Below are 18,540 nucleotides of genomic sequence, written 5' to 3' on the forward strand. Positions count from 1 at the left end.
CTTCGCAGAAGAATTTTGCGCTAACCGTCCAACGCCTGCGCCATGGCGTCCCAAAGCGCCTCGACAGGCTCCAGCCCGATCGACAGGCGCAAGAACCCTTCGGGCACCGCGTCGCCCCAGCGCGCGCGGCGTTCGCCCGCGCTGTGCGTCGACCCGAACGAAGTGGAGCGCGCGATGAACGGGCAATCGGCAAGGAATTTTTCCGCCGCCTCGGCGCTTTCCAGCGTCATGCCGATCAGAAAGCCGAAACCGGACGCCTGCCGCGCCATGGTGGCGTGCGACGCATCACCCGCCAACCCCGGATAGCGCAGGCCCTGCACACGCGGATGCGCGGCCAATCGCGATGCGATCACGCCTGCACTGGCGCACATCCGCTCCATCCGCACTTCCAGCGTTTCCAGACCGCGATGCACAAGCCACGCCTCGAACGCCCCCGGCACCGCGCCCGAAAGCTTGCGCCAATCCTTCACGCGCTGCAAAAGCCCCACGTCCCTCGTAGCGACATGGCCGAAAAGAACGTCGGAATGGCCCCCCGGCGCCTTGGTATCCGCAGCCACCACGATATCGGCGCCAAGGTCAAGCGGGCGCTGCAACACCGGCGTCAACGTGGTGTTGTCTACAATAACCACAGCGCCTGCCGCATGGGCGCGGGTGGCGATGGCCCGTATATCGCAGACCTCGAGCCCCGGGTTCGACGGCGTTTCGATGTAGACCACACCTGCCCCGGTGAAATCGGCCGCTTCGGCTTCGGTCGTCGCCACGTAATCCACCGTCACGCCAAAGGGGCGCAGGAAGGCTTCGGCGAACAGGCGGGTCGTGTAATAGCCATCGCTTGGCAAGATCACGCGCCTGCCCGCCGTCACCGTCGCGAAAAGCGCCGCCGAGATCGCGGCCATGCCGGACGGGAAGCTGACGCAATGCCCGCCTTCCAGAATGGCTAGCTGCGCCTCGACCTCTTCCCATGTCGGCATCGACATGCGGCCATAGATGAAACCGCCCACATCCGACCGTGGCAAATGATAGGTCGCCGCTGACACCAGCGGCGGAGTGATCGGATCACCCTGTTCCAGCCTGTCGCGGCGGTGGTGCAGCAGTTCGGCAAAGCGGCGGTCATCGGTGTTGCGGGTCATGGTGCCTCCTGTCCGCGCCAGACCTACCCTATTCCAGCCGCGCAGGGAAACCGTCTGCCCGCAAATCGGTGCCAAGCGCATCTTCCAGCAGCTTGACGATCTGCGTCGATTGCGTGCCCCCGCCATAGACCGCCTTGCCCTTCATGAAGGTCTGGTTGGTCATCGCCGCCAGATCGAGCGGCACGCCGAACTCCTTGCCGAAGCCCATCGCAAAGCCGAGGTCTTTCAGCGCGAGGTCCATCGAGAACGCTATGTCATAGCTGCCGTTCAGGATCAGTTGCCCTTCGGTTTCATGCACGAAACTGGTGCCGCTTGACGCAGCAATCGCTTCCCATGCTGTTTTCAGATCAAGCCCGCCGCGCTTGGCCAGCATCAGCGCCTCGCCATCCGCGACCAGATGGATAAAGGCCAGCATGTTGGTGATCACCTTTATCACCGCCGCCGACCCCAGCGGCCCCATGTGGAAGATACGGTTGCCTATGGCTTCAAGCGCGGGCTTGTGCATGGCAAACAGGTCGGCGTCGCCGCCCACCAGCACCGTGATCTCGCCGCGCGCTGCCAGATGCACGCCCCCCGTTACGGGCGCCTCCAACAAACGCACCCCGCCAGAGTGCGCCAGCCCCGCCAGCCGCAAAATATCATCGCGCCCCAGCGTGGAGTTCTCGATCCAGGTCGCGCCCGGCTGCATCGCCGTCATCAACTGCGCCAGTACCGCTTCCGACACTGCAGGCGATGGCAGACAGGTGAAGACATGATCGGCTTGCGCCGCCACCTCGGCGGGACTGCCCGCCACCGTTGCCCCCATCGCCCGATGCCTCTCGGCAAGGCTCGCGTCGCGGTCATAGACCACCAGTTCGTGCCCCGCACGGATGAGGCTGGCCGCGAGATGCCCGCCCAGATTGCCCAGACCGATATAGCCGTATTTCATGCGCCCGCTCCGACGAGGGCTTTCACCTCGCAAAAATCATGGATGCCCCAATCGGCATATTCGCGGCCATTGCCCGATTGCTTGTAGCCGCCAAAGGGCGCGAAAGTGTCCCATGCGGGATAGTTCAGGCTGACCTGCCCCGCCCGAAGCCGCCGCCCTACGGCTACCGCTTCGGACCGCTCGCCCTGCACATAGGCAGCAAGGCCGTAGACCGTATCATTCGCCATCTCGACTGCCTGATCGACGCTATCGTAGCCGATCACCGCCAGAACCGGGCCAAATATTTCCTCGCGTGCGATGGTCATATCATTGGTCACGTGGCCAAAGATGGTGGGGCGCACGAACCAGCCGCGGTTCACGCCGACCGGTCGGCCCATGCCGCCCGTCACCAGCGTCGCCCCTTCGTCGATGCCCTTCTGGATCAGGCCCTGCACCTTGTCGAATTGCAGTTTGCTGATCAGCGGCCCCATGGTCACCGCCGGATCGTTCGGATCGCCGACCACCACCTTTTCGGCAGCCTCTTTCGCCACCGCCAGCGCCTCGTCCATCCGAGCGATTGGAACGAACATGCGGGTCGGCGCGTCACAGCTTTGCCCCGTATTACCAAAGCAGCCTTCGACACCACCCGAAACGGCAGCGGCAAGGTCAGCAGACGGCAGGACGATATTGGCCGACTTTCCACCCAACTCCTGCGCCACGCGCTTTACGGTCGGCGCGGCGGCCTGCGCCACCTGTACGCCTGCGCGGGTCGATCCGGTAAAGCTGACCATATCCACCTCGGGGTGGCTGGAAAGGCGCGCGCCGACCTCTGGCCCCGTGCCGTTTACCATGTTGAACACACCCGCAGGCACGCCCGCCGCATGGCAGACCTCGGCGAACAATATGCCCGACAGGGGCGCGATTTCCGAAGGTTTCAGCACCATGGTGCAGCCTGCCGCGATGGCGGGGCCGACCTTGCAGGCGATCTGGTTCATCGGCCAATTCCAAGGCGTGATCAGCGCGCAAACCCCGATGCCCTCGCGGATCAGCAGGGTGTCGCCGCGCTTTTCCTCCCAATGGAATTCTTTCGCCGCCTTGATCGTGCTTTCCAGATGCACCTGCCCTGCCCAGGCCTGTGCATCTTTGGCCCAAGCCATCGGGGCACCCATCTCGGTGCTCATCGCTTGCGCGAAATCATCGTAGCGGGCGTTGTATTCGGCAAGGATGCGCTCCAGCAGCGCGATCCGGTCATCGGCGGACCAGACGGTGAACGCATCGAACGCCGCCCGCGCCGCCGCAATGGCACGGTCGGCATCGGCCACGCTGCCAAGCGCAACCTGACCCACGATCTCCTCGGTCGCGGGATTCTCGACCCCCATCGTGCCGCCGCCCAGCGGGGCGACCCATTCGCCGTTGATATAGAACTTTGAAAGGTTCGCGTAAGTCATTCTTTCCTCACCGGAAATGGATTTTATACTTGGCGCGGATCGCGGCATCGATCTCAGGCTCGACGCGGCACCCGGCCTTGGCCAGAATCGCATTCTTGCGCGCGATCGCAGTGTCGAGCAACAGCGGCTTTCCGGCCTCGTTCCATTCCTTCGGGCTCATGCGGTTGCCGCAGACCGGATAGATATATTCGGTCTGCATCAGCGACAGGGTCTGCTCCGACCCGAGGTAATGGCCCGGCCCGCCAAGGCAAACCTGCTTCATCGCCTCGATGCTGGTGCTGTCGGGCGTCACGTCGATCCCCCGCACCAGACGCATCGCCTGACCCAGCAGGTCATCGCCCAGCACAAGCGATTCAAGACAGAACCCCAGAAGCGAGGCATGCATCCCCACCGCTTCGTAGCACATGTTCAACCCCGACAGGCCCGCCAGCGCGTTGGTGATGCCCTGCTCCCATCCGGCCTGCATATCGGGCAGCTTGCTGTCGGAAATGCCCGAAGCCGCCCCGCCCGGCAGGTCGTAGAACCGGTGCATCTGCGCGCAGCCCGCCGTCAGCAGCGCCTGCTCGGCACTGCCGCCCGACATGGCGCCTGTCCGCAGGTCCGATACAAAGGGCCATGTGCCGAATATGCAAGGCGCACCCTTGGTGATGGCATTGGCATAGACCACCCCCGCCAGACATTCCGCCATTGCCTGCACGATGGTCAGCGCGATCGGCGCAGGGCTGGTCGCCCCCGCCTGTCCCGCGCTCAGCAGCAGCATCGGCATCCCGCGCCGGATGCAGGCCTCCATCGTGATGCAGCTTTCTTCCGCGAACTTCATCGGCGGGACGACAAAGCAGTTGGAATTGCTGACAAAGGGCCGCTCGCGCCATTTGTCCTCGCCGCCCGCCACCATGTAGAGCATGTCGAAGATCGCATCCACATGGCTCGGGTCGCTGATGCTGGTGCCCACGTGTTTCGTGGTCCCCGCCAGACAGCCGTAAAGCGTGTTCAGGTCCATGTCGCGGTTGTCGACCACATCGCGGCACACCATGGTGCGCTGGTAAAAGTGGATGTTGTCGAGGTTGTCGACCAGCCGCGCCGCATCATACAGGTCCTGCGCCGTCGACTCGCGATAGTCCAACGTCACCGGATCGACGATATGCACCGCCGCCCCCGCCGTGCCGAAGTGCACGTTGGTGCCGGTCAGGTGCAGATCATGGCGGTCCTCGCGTCCGTGCAGCGTGATCCCGCGCGCGGCCACGGCCAGCATATCCTCGACCAGCGCCCGCGGAAAGCGCAGCCGCCCGTCATCGCCCTGTATCGCCCCCGCAGCGGTCATGATCTCGACCCCCGATGGCGGGGCCTGGCTCAGCCCGATCACCTCCAGCGCCTCCAAAGCACTCTCGTGAATTTTCGCCATGCCGGCATCCGTCAGCGGGCGGTACTGCCCCCCCGACATGCCGCCGCGCACGGGACGCAGGTTTTCAGCCAAGGGCGCAGACCGCAAAGCCACGCGATTGGCCCGCCCCCCCGCACGCCGCGACCGCGAGGGTTCGCAAGCCTCGCCCAATCCGTCCGTCTCGATCGCTTCGCTCATTCCGACACCCTCATTTTCTGCCCGAAAATATCCTCGGGAGGGGTCCGGGGAGGGCAGACAGCCCTCTCCGGCCTTTCCCGCAGGACCGACGCATCACATCTTCACCCGTTCCGATTTCGGATCATGCAGCGGCGCAAGCGAGGCCACCGCCTCGTGCCGCACGCCTGCAATCTCGATCTCGTAGCGGCTGGCCAGCACATCGGCCTCGGTCTCGCCACGGCAGGGCACATAGCCCAGCCCCACCGCGCCCCCGAGGAAATGGCCATAATTCCCGCTGGTCACCGGACCCACGATCTTGCCATCGCGGACCACGGCCTCGTTATGGAACATCAGCGGTTCGGGGTCTTTCAACAAGAACTGCACCATCCGCCGCTCCAGCCCCGCCTCGGCCTTTGCCAGCACCGCATCGCGCCCGATGAAATCGCCCTTGCCGGTCTTGACCGCAAAGCCAAGCCCCGCTTCCAGCACATGGTCTTCGTCGGTGATGTCATGGCCGAAATGGCGATAGGCCTTTTCGATCCGGCAACTGTCCAGCGTGTGGATGCCACACAGCTTCAGCCCGTGATCCGCCCCCGCCGCCTCGACCGCCTCGAACACATGCGCGGCCTGATCAGCGGAAACGTAAAGCTCCCATCCCAGCTCGCCCACGTAAGTCACCCGATGCGCCCGCGCCAGCCCCATGCCCACCTCGATCTCGCGCGCGCTGCCAAAGGGGTGGCCCGCGTTCGAGAAATCGTTCGGCGAACAGCCCGCCAGCACATCCCGCGCCTTCGGCCCCATCAGGCACAGCACGGCTTCCGCCGCCGTCATATCGGTGATCACGGCAAAATCCTCACCCAGATGCCGCCGCAGCCACGCCAGATCGCGCTGGAGTGTAGCCCCCGGCACGACCAGCAAAAAGGCGGTTTCGGAAAGCCGCGTCACGGTCAGATCGCTCTCGATCCCGCCGTTGCGGTTAAGCATCTGGGTATAGACGATCCGCCCGACACCGACGTCGATCTGGTTGGCGCAAACGCGGTTCAGAAACGCGCAGGCATCCCGCCCCTCGACCCGTATCTTGCCGAATGACGACATGTCGAACAGCCCGACCCCGTTTCTGACCGCCAGATGCTCGGCCCGCTGGTTGCCGAACCAGTTCTGCCGCTTCCAGCTATAGCGGTATTGCCGTTCCTGCCCCGCATCGGCAAACCAGTTCGCCCGCTCCCATCCAGCCACCTCGCCGAACACAGCGCCGCGCGCCATGAGGTGTTCGTGCAGCGGCGTGCGCCGCACTCCGCGGCTGGTCACCACCTGCCGATAGGGGAAATGGTCGGCGTAAAGCAGCCCCAGCGTCTCGGTTACCCGCTCTTTCAGATAGGCGCGGTTCTTCTGGAACGGCTGGGCGCGGCGGATATCCACCTCCCACAGATCGAACGGCGCCTCGCCTTCGGTAATCCAATGCGCCAGCGCCATCCCCGCCCCGCCCGACCCCGCGATCCCGACCGAGTTATAGCCGGCCGCCACCCAATAGCCGCCCACTTCCGGCGCCTCGCCCAGATAGTAGCGGTCGTCGGGGGTGAAACTCTCGGGACCGTTGAAGAAGGTATGGATGCCCGCCGACTGAAACAGCGGCATCCGGTTCATCGCGTGTTCTAGGATCGGCTGGAAATGGTCGAAATCCTCGGGCAGCGTATCGAAGCAGAATTCCTCGCGGATGCCGCCCATGCCCCATGGCTTGGCCTTTGGCTCGAATGCCCCCAGCATCATCTTGCCCGCATCCTGCTTGTAATAGGCGCATTCGTCGGGCACCCGCAGGACCGGAAGGTTGGGGTCCAGCCCCGCGACAGGTTCGGTCACCAGATAAAAATGCTCGCAAGCATGCAGCGGCAGCGTCACGCCATTCTGCGCCGCGAGGTCACGCCCCCACATGCCGCCGCAGTTGATCACCACATCGGCGGCGATATGGCCCGGCCCGGCCTCGGTGACGTAATCCACCCCCGTCACCCGCCGCCCCGTTCCCGAAGCGGCCTCGGTCACCCGCGTGACCTTGACGCCCTCGAAAATCTTGGCCCCGCGCATCCGCGCGCCCTTTGCCAGCGCCATGGCGATGTTGGCAGGGTCGCATTGCCCGTCAAGCGGCAGCGCCACCGCGCCCACCACATCCGACACGTTCAGATGCGGATAGCGCGCCTTCACCTCGGCTGGCGAAATCTCGTGTACATCCACATCGAAGATCCGCGCCACCGTTGCCTGCCGCAGCAATTCCTCGTGCCGTTCGCCCGTCAGCGCGACCGAGATGCTGCCCACCTGCTTCATCCCCGTGGCCACGCCCGTCTCGGCCTCGAGCTTCACATACAGATCGGCCGAATACTTCGCCAGCCGCGTCATGTTGGCCGACCCGCGCAACTGCCCGATCAGCCCCGCCGCATGCCATGTCGTGCCGCTGGTCAACTGCTTGCGCTCGAGCAGCACGATGTCCGTCCATCCCGCCTTGGCAAGATGATAGGCGACCGAGCACCCCGACACCCCGCCCCCGATGATGACCGCCCGCGCCCGCTCTGGAACCTGAACCACGCCCGTCTCCATTTTCTGTCTTCAAATATCCCGGGGGTGCGGGGGCTGGCCCCCGCTCCCGCTGCCTGTCACGCGCGCAACCGCTCGTTCTTGCCATCCCACAGCGGCGCGTCTTCCTGCACCACCGCCCGATAGCGCGTGCCGAAGATTTCCACCTCGACGCCCATACCTGCCACGTTCAGGTCGGCCCGGAGCATCCCCAAGGCGATGACCTTGCCCGTGCGATGCCCGAAATAGCCGCTGGTGGTTTCCCCCACGACCTGACCGTCATGCCAGATCGTCGACATATAGGGCGGGTCGCAGTCGCCCGCCTCGACCACCAAGGTCGCAAAACGTTTCGTGACCCCTGCCTGTTTCTCGGCGGCAAGCGCCGCCTTGCCCACGAAGTCGGGCTTGGCCCAATCGACAAAGCGTTCCAGCCCGCCCTGCAACACCGTGTAATCGGTGGAAAGATCACCCTTCCACGCGCGATACCCCTTTTCGACCCGCAAACTGTTCAGCGCGAACATGCCAAAGGGCCGCAGACCCAAGGGCTTTCCCGCCACCATCACCGCGTCGAAGACGACCGCCGTATCGGCCACGCGGGAATGGATTTCCCAGCCCAGTTCACCGGCAAAGGATACACGCATCAGCATCACCCCGGCCCCGCGATCGTCGCGGTCTGCCACGTCAGCCAGGGCTTGCCCAGATCGGCCACCGCCCCCGCCGCCGCCAACACCTCGCGCGCTTTCGGTCCTGTCAGGATTTGCGTCGACCAGCCCTCGGTTTCATCCACCAGCGCCAGATGCGCGGGCAGCGACCGCAGCAGCCATTCGCGGTCATGCGCCTGCGCGGTCGCCGCCGTGATCAGCAACACCTCGTCCTCGGCCATGCGGGCCACCGACATCTCGGTGACGATCCGCCCCTTGTCATCGGCGAAATAGGCCAGACCCAGCCGCCCGACATTCGGCACCTTTCCGGTGATCTGCGCGGCCAGCCACTCGGCCGCGCCCGCCCCCGTCACCCGAAACCGCGAAAATCCGGGCAGGTCGAGGATGCCGCAGGCATCGCGCACGGCCAGACATTCCTCGCGCACCGCGCCGAACCACGGCCCCTCGCGGTCCCATGTGCGCTGCGCGGCCTCGGACGTGTCATCGCCTTCCCGCGCATACCACAGCGCCCGTTCCCAACCGTTATAGGGGCCGAACTGTGCCCCCATCGCGGCCACGCGATCATGCACCGCCGACAGCTTCTTGCCCCGACCGACCGGCCAAGCGTGATGCGGGAAATGGATGGCATATTCGTGGCCGTAAACCTCCATCCCCTTTTCGACGCAATACTGACGATCCTCGAACCCCGTAAAGCGGCGCGGATCGCAAGACCACATGTCCCATTCGGTCGCCCCTTGCGTCACCCATTCGGCCAGCACCTTGCCCGCGCCGCCCGCCTGACAGATGCCAAAGGTGAACACGCAAGCCTCGAACGCATTGGGCACCCCCGGCATCGGCCCGATCAGCGGGTTGCCATCGGGCGTATAGGGGATCGGCCCGTTGATCACCTTGGTCAGGTTCGCCTTGGCGAGCAGCGGCACGCGCTCCATCGCGTCGTTGATGTGCCATTCCAGCCGCTCCAGATCGTCGGGGAACAGCTGGAAGCTGAAATCTTCCGGCATCGGATCGTCGGGCGTGGCCCAATGCGCGCGGCAAGGGTTTTCGTAAGGCCCAAGGTTGAAGCCCATCTTTTCCTGCCGCAGGTAGTAGCTGCTGTCCACATCGCGCAAGAGCGGCAGCTTGTGGCCCGACTCCTTGGTCCATGCCTCCAACTCGGGGATGGTGTCAAAGAGCATATACTGATGGCTCATCACCATCATCGGCAGGTCGCGCCCGAACCATTTGGCGACCTCGCCCGCATAATATCCGGCGGCGTTCACCACGATCTCGCAGCGGATCTCGCCCTTGGGGGTGGAAACCACCCACTCATCCCCCTCGCGCCGCACACCTGTTGCGGGGCAGAAGCGTTCGATCCGCCCGCCCATCTGGCGCGCGCCCTTGGCCAGCGCCTGCGTCAGTTGCGCGGGGTCGATGTCGCCATCATAGGGATCATATAGCGCGCCCGTCAGGTCATGCGTTTCAAGGAACGGATACCGCGAGGCGATCTCGTCGGGCGACAGGATCGTCAGGTCCATCCCCTGATAGCGCCCCATGCCCACCACGCGCTGGAATTCCTGCAAGCGTTCCTTGCTATGGCCCAGCCGCACCGATCCGGTGACGTGGTAGTTCATCGGATAGTCGACCTCGTCGCCCAAGCCCCGATACAACTGCGCCGAATAGCGCTGCATGTTCATGATCGACCAGCTTGATGAAAATGTCGGCACGTTGCCCGCGGCATGCCATGTGCTGCCCGCCGTCAACTCGTTCTTTTCCAAAAGCACGCAATCGGTCCATCCGGCCTTGCACAGATGGTAAAGCGACGATGCGCCCACGGCCCCGCCCCCGATGATCACCACGCGCGCCTGTGTCGGAAAATCAGCCATCTCGCACTCCCTTGCCGCCGCGTTTTCCGGCAGCCTTCGCGCGTCATCCTAGCCGCAGCGCAGGCCCGCTTTCAATTCGGCTCAGAGCGGGCTATTGATCGGAAAACCCGATTAGGCACGCCGATGCAGATCGACCAGCTCGACACCTTTCTCGACCTTTGCGAAACCCGCAGCTTCAACCGCAGCGCAGAACGGCTGGGGGTCACGCAATCCACCGTCTCGGCCCGCGTGACGGCCCTGGAAGCGGCGCTCGGCGTAAAGCTCTTTACACGCTCGCGCGCGGGAACCGACCTGACCACCGAAGGCACGCGGTTCGAATCCCACGCCCGAACCCTGCGCCACGAATGGCATCAGGCGCGGCGGCGGATTCAGGTGCCCGACCGCGCGGCACATCTGGTGCGGCTCGGCATCCAGAACGACCTTGCCGCCCAGCATATCGGCGAATGGATGGCCGATTTCCGCCGCGCCCTGCCCGACACGGCGTTCTACATCGAACCCGATTATTCCAACCAGATGTGCGCCGATGTGCTGACCGGCACGCTCGACTTTGCCGTGATGTATGCGCCCAAGCCCCACCCCGACCTGCATTTCGAAACTTTGGGCGAGGTGACCTATCGCATGGTCAGTTCCGACACCGACCGCCGCGCCGGGGTGAACCCCGAAACCTTCATCTTCGCCCATTTCTCTCCCGCCTTCGAGGCGATGCACCGCGACCTCACGCCCGAACTCGCAGGCAGCCCGATCTCGGTCGGCCAAAGCGCCACCGTCGCCTCGCTTCTGGCTGCGATGGGCGGGGCGGGCTATGTGCTGGAACGCACGGCGGCACAGATGATCGCCACCACCCGTTTCAGCGAAGTGACCGATGCGCCGGTGCTGCGCCAGCCGGTCTATGCCGCCATTCACCTGCGCCAGCGCACCAGCCCGATGCACCGCCGCCTGCACCGCATCGTCGAACGCCGCCTGTCGGGGCGCTGAACGGGCGGGGCGCTGAACGGGCGGGGGGCTGAACGGGCGGGGGCACGTCCCCCCCTGCGACGGTCCCGCGTGACAAGACGCAGCAAGACCACCGCCTCCCTCCCCCTCTGTGGGGGAGGGTCGGGGTGGGGGGCGCGACCGGTCAAACCAGCGTGTGCAAACGGTAGCCCGGCGCATGGACAAGGCGCACGAAGGTGATAGCCCCCTGCGCCGAAAAGGTCGTGCGCTCGGTAACGAACAGCGCTGCCCCCGGCGCAACCCCCAGCACCTCGGCGCACCTCGCATCGGCGGCTTCGGCGGAAAAGGCAATGTCGCCCGTGGCATAGGCAACATGCGTCACCAGCCATTCATTCGCGCTTACGCCTGAAAAATCGGGCGGCGGGTCAGGCAAGACCGCAGGTTCCAGCCAGCGCGTCTCATGCGCGTAGGGCTTGCCGTTCGCCAGATGCAACGTCTCGAGATAGAGCTTCGCGAGGCCCGGCCCCCAGCCAAGCTGGCTTGCCACCGGCACGGGCGGCACCGCGTCGGCCATGGCGAGCAGCCGGAAGGAATGGCGCTGCCCCCGCGCCTCGACCTCTTGGCGGATCACCGGAATTTCCAGCGTCGCCCGCCGTACCGGCAACAGCGCCACCCGCGTGCCCGCCTTGCGCCGCCGCTCCAAGAGCCCCGCTTCGGCCAGATCGCGCAGCGCGCGGTTGACAGTAGCCCGCGCCACGCCGAATTCGACGGCCAGCGCCTCCTCGCCCGGGATCAGCGCGCCCGGCGCCCAATCGCGGGCGCGGATGCGGCGCAGCACCTCGGCCCTGACATCCTCCCACCCCGTCATCAGACGCGCTCGCGCAACCCGCGCATTACGGCGCGGAAACGGGCTTGGACGGCGTCACGGGCGATATGGCGCCCCCCCGTCACGATTTGCCGCCCAGCCGACCACAGGTCAGTCACCAGACGGTCGTCGCCAGCAAAGACGAAAGCGTCGAGCAGATCGTCGCCCGCCAGCCCTTCAAGATGCAGATGGCCCGTATCAAGTGCCACAAGGTCGGCCCACCGGCCCACCGCGATCCCCCCCGAAGCGCGGCCCGCCGCCTGCGCGCCGCCCGTGGCGGCGCCTTCGTAAAGCACGCGGCCTGTCGAACGATCGGCAGTCGCCAGCACCGCGCGCCCCCGATCCTTCAGCCGCTGCGAGTATTCCAGCAGCCGCAATTCCTCGGTCAGCGAGATCCGCACGTTGCTGTCAGACCCCACGCCAAAGGCCCCGCCTGCCCCGAGGTATCGCGCCCCGTCGAAGATACCATCGCCAAGGTTCGCCTCGGTGATCGGGCAAAGCCCCGCCACCGCTCCCGACCGCGCCAGCCCTTCCGTCTCGGCGGGCAGCATCTGGGTCGCGTGGATCGCGCACCAGCGGGCATCGACCGGCGCGTTGGCCAGCAGCCACTCGACCGGCCGCGCGCCGGTATGGGCCAAGACCTCGTCCACCTCGGCCACCTGTTCGGCGACATGGATGTGCAGCGGCCCGCCAAGGCTTGCCGCGAAACGCAAGCCGTCAGCCGTCACCGCCCGCAGCGAATGGGGCGCGGCACCCAGCACGGCATCGGCGGGCAAGGCGGATAGCGCCGTTTGCGCCCCCTGCCACAGCGCCCCAAACCGCCCCTCGTCACTTCCGAACCGCATCTGCCCCGGCCCTAGCGCCCGCCCGTCAAGGCCTCCGCGCTGGTACAATACCGGCAGAAGCGTCAGGCCAAAACCTGTCTCCTGCGCTGCCGACACAATGCGCCCCGCCATTTCGGCAGGGTCGGCATAGGGCGCGCCGTCCGGTTGGTGGTGCAGGTAATGGAACTCGGCCACCGCCGCATATCCCGCCTCGGCCATCTCGACCATGACCTGTGCGGCGATGGCTTGCACATCCTCGGGCGTCAACCGGTCAAGGAAACGGTACATCAGCGCGCGCCATGTCCAGAAGCTGTCAGCCGTGGCCCCTCGCCGTTCAGTCAACCCTGCCATGGCCCGCTGGAAGGCGTGCGAATGCAGGTTCACCGGCGCAGGCAGCAGGCAACCGACGCGGGCATCGGCGCGGGCATCGGCGGTGGCATCGGCGGGGGCATCGGCGGCGCGACCCGCCGCGACCGAAGCGATGCGGCCCGCCTCGATTTCGACGGTGACATCCTTGGCCCATCCGTCTGGAAGCAGCGCCGTTTCGGCATGGATACGCATCGCAACCTCGCTTGACTTGGGTCATTATGTGCAGACATAATAATCCCAAGCATGGACATAAGGCAAGGCTCATGGCGATTCTGCTGACCCATCTGACAGCGGCGACGATGCAGGGCGGATACGGGCTGATCCCCGACGCGGCGATGGTGGTGGACGAGGCTATCCGCTGGATCGGCCCCGCCACCGACCTGCCCGCCGCATACCGCGACCTGCCCGCCCACGCCCTGCAAGGCCGCCTTGTGACGCCCGCGCTGATCGACTGCCACACGCATATCGTCTTTGGCGGCACCCGCGCGGCCGAATTCGAACTGCGGCTGCAAGGTGCCAGCTACGAGGAAATCGCCCGTGCCGGTGGCGGGATACTTTCGACCGTAACCGCGACCCGAGCGGCATCGCTGGACGAACTGGTGGCGCAGGCCCTGCCCCGCCTCGATGCGATCCTCGCGCAAGGGGCCGGAACGGTCGAGGTGAAATCCGGCTACGGTCTGACCATCGAAGACGAGCTGAAACTCTTGCGCGGCGCCCGCCGCCTCGGCACGCTGCGCCCCGTTTCCATCATCACCACTCACCTCGCCGCCCATGCGATCCCGCCCGAATACAAGGGCCGCGCCGATGCCTATATCGACGAGGTGGCGATCCCCTCGCTGACTGCCGCCCATGCCGAAGGCTTGGTCGATGCGGTCGACGCCTTTTGCGAAGGCATCGCCTTTACGCCTTCGCAGGTGGACCGCCTGTTCCGCCACGCCCGCGCCCTTGGCCTGCCGGTCAAGCTGCATGCCGAACAACTCTCCGACCTTGGCGGAGCGGCGCTGGCCGCGCGCCACAACGCGCTTTCGGCCGACCATCTGGAATACCTGTCGCCCGCAGGCATCGCCGCCATGGCGCAAGCCGGAACCGTGGCCGTCATCCTGCCCGGCGCCTTTTACACCCTGCGCGAAACGCAAGCCCCGCCCATCACCGCCCTGCGGGCCGCTGGCGTGCCCATGGCTGTGGCCACCGATTGCAATCCGGGATCTTCGCCAATGACCTCGCTTCCCCTTGCGATGAACATGGCCTGCACCCTGTTCCGCCTGACGCCCGAGGAAGCACTTATGGGCACCACCGCCCACGCCGCCCGCGCCCTTGGCCTTTCCGATCGCGGCACGCTTGGCATCGGCCAACGCGCCGATCTCGCGGTCTGGGACGCCGCCCACCCCGCCGAACTGTCCTATCGCATCGGGGCCGAGGCCCTGCATACCCGCATCATCGGAGGCCGCTTTGACGCCTGAAATCCTGCACCCCGGAGCGACCACGCTTGCACAGCTCGAACGCCTTTACCGAACCGAAGCGCCCGCCACTCTCGCCCCCGAAGCCCGCGTAGGGGTCGAAGCCGCCGCCGCCCGCATCGCCGCCGCTGCGGCTGGCAATGAAGCGGTCTACGGCGTGAACACCGGCTTTGGCAAACTCGCCTCGCTCAAGATCGCGGCCAAGGATACGGCGACGCTGCAAAGGAACCTGATCCTGTCGCATTGCTGCGGCGTGGGCGATGCGATGCCCCGCGCCGTGGCCCGCCTGATGATGGCGCTCAAGCTCCTCTCGCTCGGCCGTGGCGCATCCGGCGTGCGCTGGGAGGTGGTCGCCCTGATCGAAGCCATGCTCGCCCGTGGCGTGACCCCCGTCATACCGGCCCAAGGTTCGGTCGGCGCATCGGGCGATCTTGCCCCCCTCGCACATATGGCCGCCGCCATGATCGGCGCGGGCGAGGCCGAGTTCGCAGGTCAGGTAAAGCCCGCCGCCCAAGTCCTTGCCGAAGCAGGGCTTGCCCCCGTCACGCTGGGCCCGAAAGAGGGGCTTGCCCTGATCAACGGTACGCAGTTTTCCACCGCCTATGCGCTGACGGGCCTGTTCGACGCATGGCGCATGGCGCAGTCGGCTCTTGTCGTCTCGGCCCTGTCGACCGACGCGGTCATGGGCTCGACCGCCCCCCTGCATCCCGAAATCCACACCCTTCGCGGCCATGCGGGGCAGATCGAGGCGGCACACACCCTGCGCGCCCTGCTCGACGGATCGGTGATCCGCGAAAGCCATGTGACGGGCGATACCCGCGTGCAAGACCCCTATTGCATCCGCTGCCAGCCGCAGGTGACGGGGGCCGCAATGGACGTTCTGCGCCAAGCCGCCCGCACGCTGGAAATAGAGGCCAACGCCGCCACAGACAATCCGTTGGTGCTGTCGGACGGGCAGATCGTGTCTGGCGGAAACTTCCACGCCGAACCGGTGGGCTTTGCCGCCGACATGACGGCACTTGCCATCAGCGAGATCGGCGCCATCGCCCAACGCCGCGTAGCGCTGATGGTCGACCCCACACTTTCCTTCGACCTGCCGCCTTTCCTGACCCCCAACCCCGGCCTCAACTCGGGCCTGATGATAGCCGAGGTCACGACCGCCGCCTTGATGAGCGAGAACAAGCACCTCGCCCATCCCACGGTGATCGACTCCACCCCCACATCGGCAAACCAAGAAGACCACGTCAGCATGGCCGCCCATGGCGCGCGCCGCCTTGCCCGCATGAACACGAACCTTTCGGTCATCCTCGGGGTCGAGGCTCTCTGCGCCGCCCAAGGCGTGGAATTCCGCGCTCCGCTCACCACATCGGCCCCGCTGCAACGTGTGCTCGCACGTCTGCGCGTCGATGTGGCCACCCTTGGCGACGACCGCTACCTCGCCCCCGACCTGAACGCCGCCGCCCGCCTGATCGCCACGGGCGAGCTTGCCGCCGCCGCCGCCATCCCCCTTCCCGCATTGTGAGGCCCCCGATGAACAAGCGCCACAACACCCGCGACATCTTCCCCGCCACCGGAACCGAGATCACCGCCAAAAGCTGGCTGACCGAGGCCCCGATGCGGATGCTGATGAACAACCTGCACCCCGATGTCGCCGAAAACCCGCATGAGCTGGTGGTTTACGGCGGCATCGGGCGGGCGGCGCGGACATGGGAGGATTTCGACCGCATCGTCGCCACGCTGAAGACACTGGAAGACGACGAAACCCTGCTGGTGCAATCGGGCAAACCCGTGGGCGTGTTCCGCACCCACAAAGACGCACCCCGCGTGCTGATCGCCAACTCGAACCTCGTGCCGCATTGGGCGACATGGGATCACTTCAACGAACTCGATAAGAAGGGCCTCGCGATGTATGGCCAGATGACCGCCGGGTCATGGATCTACATCGGCACCCAAGGCATCGTGCAGGGCACCTATGAAACCTTTGCCGAAGCCGGCCGCCAGCATTACGGCGGCTCGCTGACGGGGCGCTGGATCCTGACCGGGGGCTTGGGCGGCATGGGCGGCGCGCAACCGCTTGCCGCCGTGATGGCCGGTGCCTGCTGCCTTGCGGTGGAATGCGACGAGACGCGGATCGATTTTCGTATCCGCACCAGATACCTGGACGCCAAAGCCCACACGCTGGATGAAGCGCTGGCGTTGATCGCAGGCTGGACCGCAAAGGGCGATGCGAAATCGGTCGGCCTTGTCGGCAACGCCGCCGACATCTTCCCCGAACTCGTCGCCCGCATGAAGGCAGGCGGACCCCGCCCCGACATCGTCACCGACCAGACCTCGGCCCACGACCCGCTGCACGGCTACCTGCCGCAGGGCTGGAGCGTGGGCGAATGGCGCGCCAAGCAGGAAACCGACCCCAAGGCGGTGGAACGCGCCGCCCGCGCCAGCATGCGCGCCCATGTGGCGGCGATGGTCGATTTCTGGAACGCAGGTGTTCCCACGCTCGATTACGGCAACAACATCCGGCAGGTCGCGCAGGACGAGGGTCTGGAAAACGCCTTCGCCTTCCCCGGTTTCGTGCCCGCCTATATCCGCCCGCTGTTCTGCCGCGGCATCGGCCCGTTCCGCTGGGTGGCACTGTCCGGCGACCCCGAGGATATCCGCAAAACCGACGCCGCGATGAAGCGCCTGTTCCCCGAAAACCAGCACCTGCACCGCTGGCTCGACATGGCGGGCGAACGCATCGCCTTTCAGGGCCTGCCCGCCCGCATCTGTTGGATCGGACTCGGCGACCGTCATCGCGCGGGCCTGATGTTCAACGAGATGGTGGCAAGCGGAGAACTCAAAGCCCCCATCGTCATCGGCCGCGACCACCTCGACAGCGGTTCGGTCGCCTCGCCCAACCGCGAGACCGAGGCGATGAAAGACGGCTCCGACGCCGTATCGGACTGGCCGCTCCTGAACGCGCTTCTGAACACCGCCAGCGGTGCGACATGGGTATCGTTGCATCACGGCGGCGGGGTGGGCATGGGGTTCAGCCAGCATTCTGGCATGGTCATCGTGGCAGACGGCACACCCGACGCCGCCCGCCGCCTGAACAATGTGCTCTGGAACGATCCCGCCACAGGCGTCATGCGCCACGCCGATGCTGGCTACGACATCGCCACCGACCACGCGAAAGAGATGGGGTTGCGACTGCCGGGCATCCTCGGCAACTGATCCGCATTTTCTGTCCGCAAATATCCCGCGGGGGGTGCGGGGGGGCGCGAAGCCCCCCGCCTCACCGCCAGACAAAGGTGCCACGCATGCATTACTCCCCCGGCCAAGAGCCCTGCCCGCTTCCCTTCTCGCCCTTCAAATCCTGCACGGTGCCGCGCCCGATCGGCTGGTTGTCGACCATCTCGAAAGACGGCAAACCCAACCTCGCGCCCTATAGCCAATGGCAGAACCTGTCCTTCGACCCGCCGATGGTGATGTTCGCCGCGAACCCCTATTCCGACGGCCGCCGCAAACATACCGTGATCAATGCCGAAGAAACGGGCTGGTTCGTCTGGAACATGGCGACCTATGACCTGCGCGAAGCGGTCAACATCTCTTCGATGGAATGGCCCGAAGGCGTGGACGAATTCGAAAAGGCGGGCGTGACAAAGGCGCCCTGCCTCGACGCCCCCGGCCCGCGCGTGGCCGAAAGCCCCGCGCATTTCGAATGCCGCTACCTTACGACCCACCGGCTGAAGGGCAACTCGAACCACGGCTGGGTCGATGTGGTCTACGGCGAGGTGACCCGCATCCACGTCAAGGACGAGGTGATAAAGCCCGACGGCAAGATCGACATTCCGCTGATCCGTCCGCTCGCACGGTTGGGCTATTACGATTACACCAGCATTACCGAAACCTTCGAGATGCGGATTCCCGGTGCTACCGGCGCAGCAGCGGCGGGGCTGGAAGGCAAGGCCTGACATCACGGGA

At 65.8% G+C, this 18,540-nt stretch carries 12 protein-coding genes and 1 pseudogene; 5 read left to right on the top strand and 8 right to left on the bottom strand.

What is annotated here, in order from left to right:
* Nucleotides 1–20 precede the first annotated feature (20 nt).
* The 6 genes and pseudogenes from HYN69_RS09715 to HYN69_RS09740 all read right to left on the bottom strand — a co-directional run bounded on the left by HYN69_RS09715 (nt 21) and on the right by HYN69_RS09740 (nt 10,129).
* Nucleotides 21–1,130 carry a cystathionine gamma-lyase gene (locus HYN69_RS09715; RefSeq protein ID WP_108435570.1) on the bottom strand — a complete coding sequence of 370 codons (1,110 nt, stop codon included), beginning with the start codon at nt 1,128–1,130 and terminating at the stop codon, nt 21–23.
* Between the two features lie 28 nt (nt 1,131–1,158).
* Nucleotides 1,159–2,058, bottom strand: a complete 900-nt coding sequence (locus tag HYN69_RS09720; RefSeq protein ID WP_108435571.1) for an NAD(P)-dependent oxidoreductase — start codon at nt 2,056–2,058, stop codon at nt 1,159–1,161.
* Nucleotides 2,055–3,485, bottom strand: a complete 1,431-nt coding sequence (locus HYN69_RS09725; RefSeq protein WP_108435572.1) for an aldehyde dehydrogenase family protein — start codon at nt 3,483–3,485, stop codon at nt 2,055–2,057. Before HYN69_RS09725 ends, HYN69_RS09720 begins: the two co-directional genes overlap by 4 nt.
* Nucleotides 3,486–3,492: 7 nt before the next feature.
* Nucleotides 3,493–5,064, bottom strand: a complete 1,572-nt coding sequence (locus HYN69_RS09730; protein WP_108435573.1) for a trimethylamine methyltransferase family protein — start codon at nt 5,062–5,064, stop codon at nt 3,493–3,495.
* A 93-nt stretch (nt 5,065–5,157) separates the two neighbouring features.
* Nucleotides 5,158–7,629 carry a GcvT family protein gene (locus HYN69_RS09735; RefSeq protein WP_108435574.1) on the bottom strand — a complete coding sequence of 824 codons (2,472 nt, stop codon included), beginning with the start codon at nt 7,627–7,629 and terminating at the stop codon, nt 5,158–5,160.
* A gap of 56 nt (nt 7,630–7,685) precedes the next feature.
* Nucleotides 7,686–10,129, bottom strand: a pseudogene (locus tag HYN69_RS09740) (GcvT family protein).
* A 123-nt stretch (nt 10,130–10,252) separates the two neighbouring features.
* On the opposite strand from HYN69_RS09740, the gene HYN69_RS09745 reads away from it, so the two are divergent.
* Entirely contained in the window at nt 10,253–11,104 is an 852-nt protein-coding gene (locus tag HYN69_RS09745; protein WP_108435575.1) for a LysR family transcriptional regulator, read from the top strand.
* A 142-nt stretch (nt 11,105–11,246) separates the two neighbouring features.
* Here the strand turns inward: HYN69_RS09745 and HYN69_RS09750 are convergent, their stop codons facing one another.
* Complete coding sequence (locus tag HYN69_RS09750) at nt 11,247–11,930, bottom strand: GntR family transcriptional regulator (RefSeq protein ID WP_108435576.1); 684 nt, start codon at nt 11,928–11,930, stop codon at nt 11,247–11,249.
* Nucleotides 11,930–13,312: a formimidoylglutamate deiminase gene (locus HYN69_RS09755; RefSeq protein WP_108435577.1), complete on the bottom strand. Its 1,383-nt coding sequence runs from the start codon at nt 13,310–13,312 to the stop codon at nt 11,930–11,932. The genes HYN69_RS09750 and HYN69_RS09755 overlap by 1 nt, the downstream gene beginning before the upstream one ends.
* A gap of 71 nt (nt 13,313–13,383) precedes the next feature.
* Between HYN69_RS09755 and hutI the strand changes: the two genes are divergently transcribed.
* The 4 genes from hutI to HYN69_RS09775 all read left to right on the top strand — a co-directional run bounded on the left by hutI (nt 13,384) and on the right by HYN69_RS09775 (nt 18,530).
* On the top strand, nt 13,384–14,580 hold the full coding sequence (gene hutI, locus HYN69_RS09760; protein ID WP_174213615.1) for an imidazolonepropionase: 1,197 nt from the start codon (nt 13,384–13,386) through the stop codon (nt 14,578–14,580).
* The gene (gene hutH / locus HYN69_RS09765; protein ID WP_108435578.1) at nt 14,570–16,099 is read left to right on the top strand and encodes a histidine ammonia-lyase; all 1,530 of its coding nucleotides are present in this window, start codon (nt 14,570–14,572) and stop codon (nt 16,097–16,099) included. The genes hutI and hutH overlap by 11 nt, the downstream gene beginning before the upstream one ends.
* An 8-nt stretch (nt 16,100–16,107) precedes the next feature.
* Entirely contained in the window at nt 16,108–17,790 is a 1,683-nt protein-coding gene (hutU, locus tag HYN69_RS09770; RefSeq protein ID WP_108435579.1) for a urocanate hydratase, read from the top strand.
* Between the two features lie 86 nt (nt 17,791–17,876).
* Nucleotides 17,877–18,530, top strand: coding sequence for a flavin reductase family protein (locus HYN69_RS09775; RefSeq protein WP_108435580.1), 654 nt, complete (start codon nt 17,877–17,879; stop codon nt 18,528–18,530).
* The last annotated feature ends 10 nt before the right edge of the window (nt 18,531–18,540 follow it).

Origin of the sequence: Gemmobacter aquarius (genome assembly GCF_003060865.1) — a bacterium.
Lineage (GTDB): Bacteria > Pseudomonadota > Alphaproteobacteria > Rhodobacterales > Rhodobacteraceae > Paragemmobacter > Paragemmobacter aquarius.

What these genes read in the sequence shown, in the direction of transcription:
- HYN69_RS09730 (WP_108435573.1), bottom strand. Translation starts at nt 5,064, where the DNA reads ATGAGCGAAGCGATCGAGACGGACGGATTGGGCGAGGCTTGCGAACCC.
- HYN69_RS09725 (WP_108435572.1), bottom strand. Translation starts at nt 3,485, where the DNA reads ATGACTTACGCGAACCTTTCAAAGTTCTATATCAACGGCGAATGGGTC.
- hutU (WP_108435579.1), top strand. Translation starts at nt 16,108, where the DNA reads ATGAACAAGCGCCACAACACCCGCGACATCTTCCCCGCCACCGGAACC.
- HYN69_RS09750 (WP_108435576.1), bottom strand. Translation starts at nt 11,930, where the DNA reads ATGACGGGGTGGGAGGATGTCAGGGCCGAGGTGCTGCGCCGCATCCGC.
- HYN69_RS09775 (WP_108435580.1), top strand. Translation starts at nt 17,877, where the DNA reads ATGCATTACTCCCCCGGCCAAGAGCCCTGCCCGCTTCCCTTCTCGCCC.
- HYN69_RS09745 (WP_108435575.1), top strand. Translation starts at nt 10,253, where the DNA reads ATGCAGATCGACCAGCTCGACACCTTTCTCGACCTTTGCGAAACCCGC.
- HYN69_RS09755 (WP_108435577.1), bottom strand. Translation starts at nt 13,312, where the DNA reads ATGCGTATCCATGCCGAAACGGCGCTGCTTCCAGACGGATGGGCCAAG.
- HYN69_RS09715 (WP_108435570.1), bottom strand. Translation starts at nt 1,130, where the DNA reads ATGACCCGCAACACCGATGACCGCCGCTTTGCCGAACTGCTGCACCAC.
- HYN69_RS09720 (WP_108435571.1), bottom strand. Translation starts at nt 2,058, where the DNA reads ATGAAATACGGCTATATCGGTCTGGGCAATCTGGGCGGGCATCTCGCG.
- hutI (WP_174213615.1), top strand. Translation starts at nt 13,384, where the DNA reads ATGGCGATTCTGCTGACCCATCTGACAGCGGCGACGATGCAGGGCGGA.
- HYN69_RS09735 (WP_108435574.1), bottom strand. Translation starts at nt 7,629, where the DNA reads ATGGAGACGGGCGTGGTTCAGGTTCCAGAGCGGGCGCGGGCGGTCATC.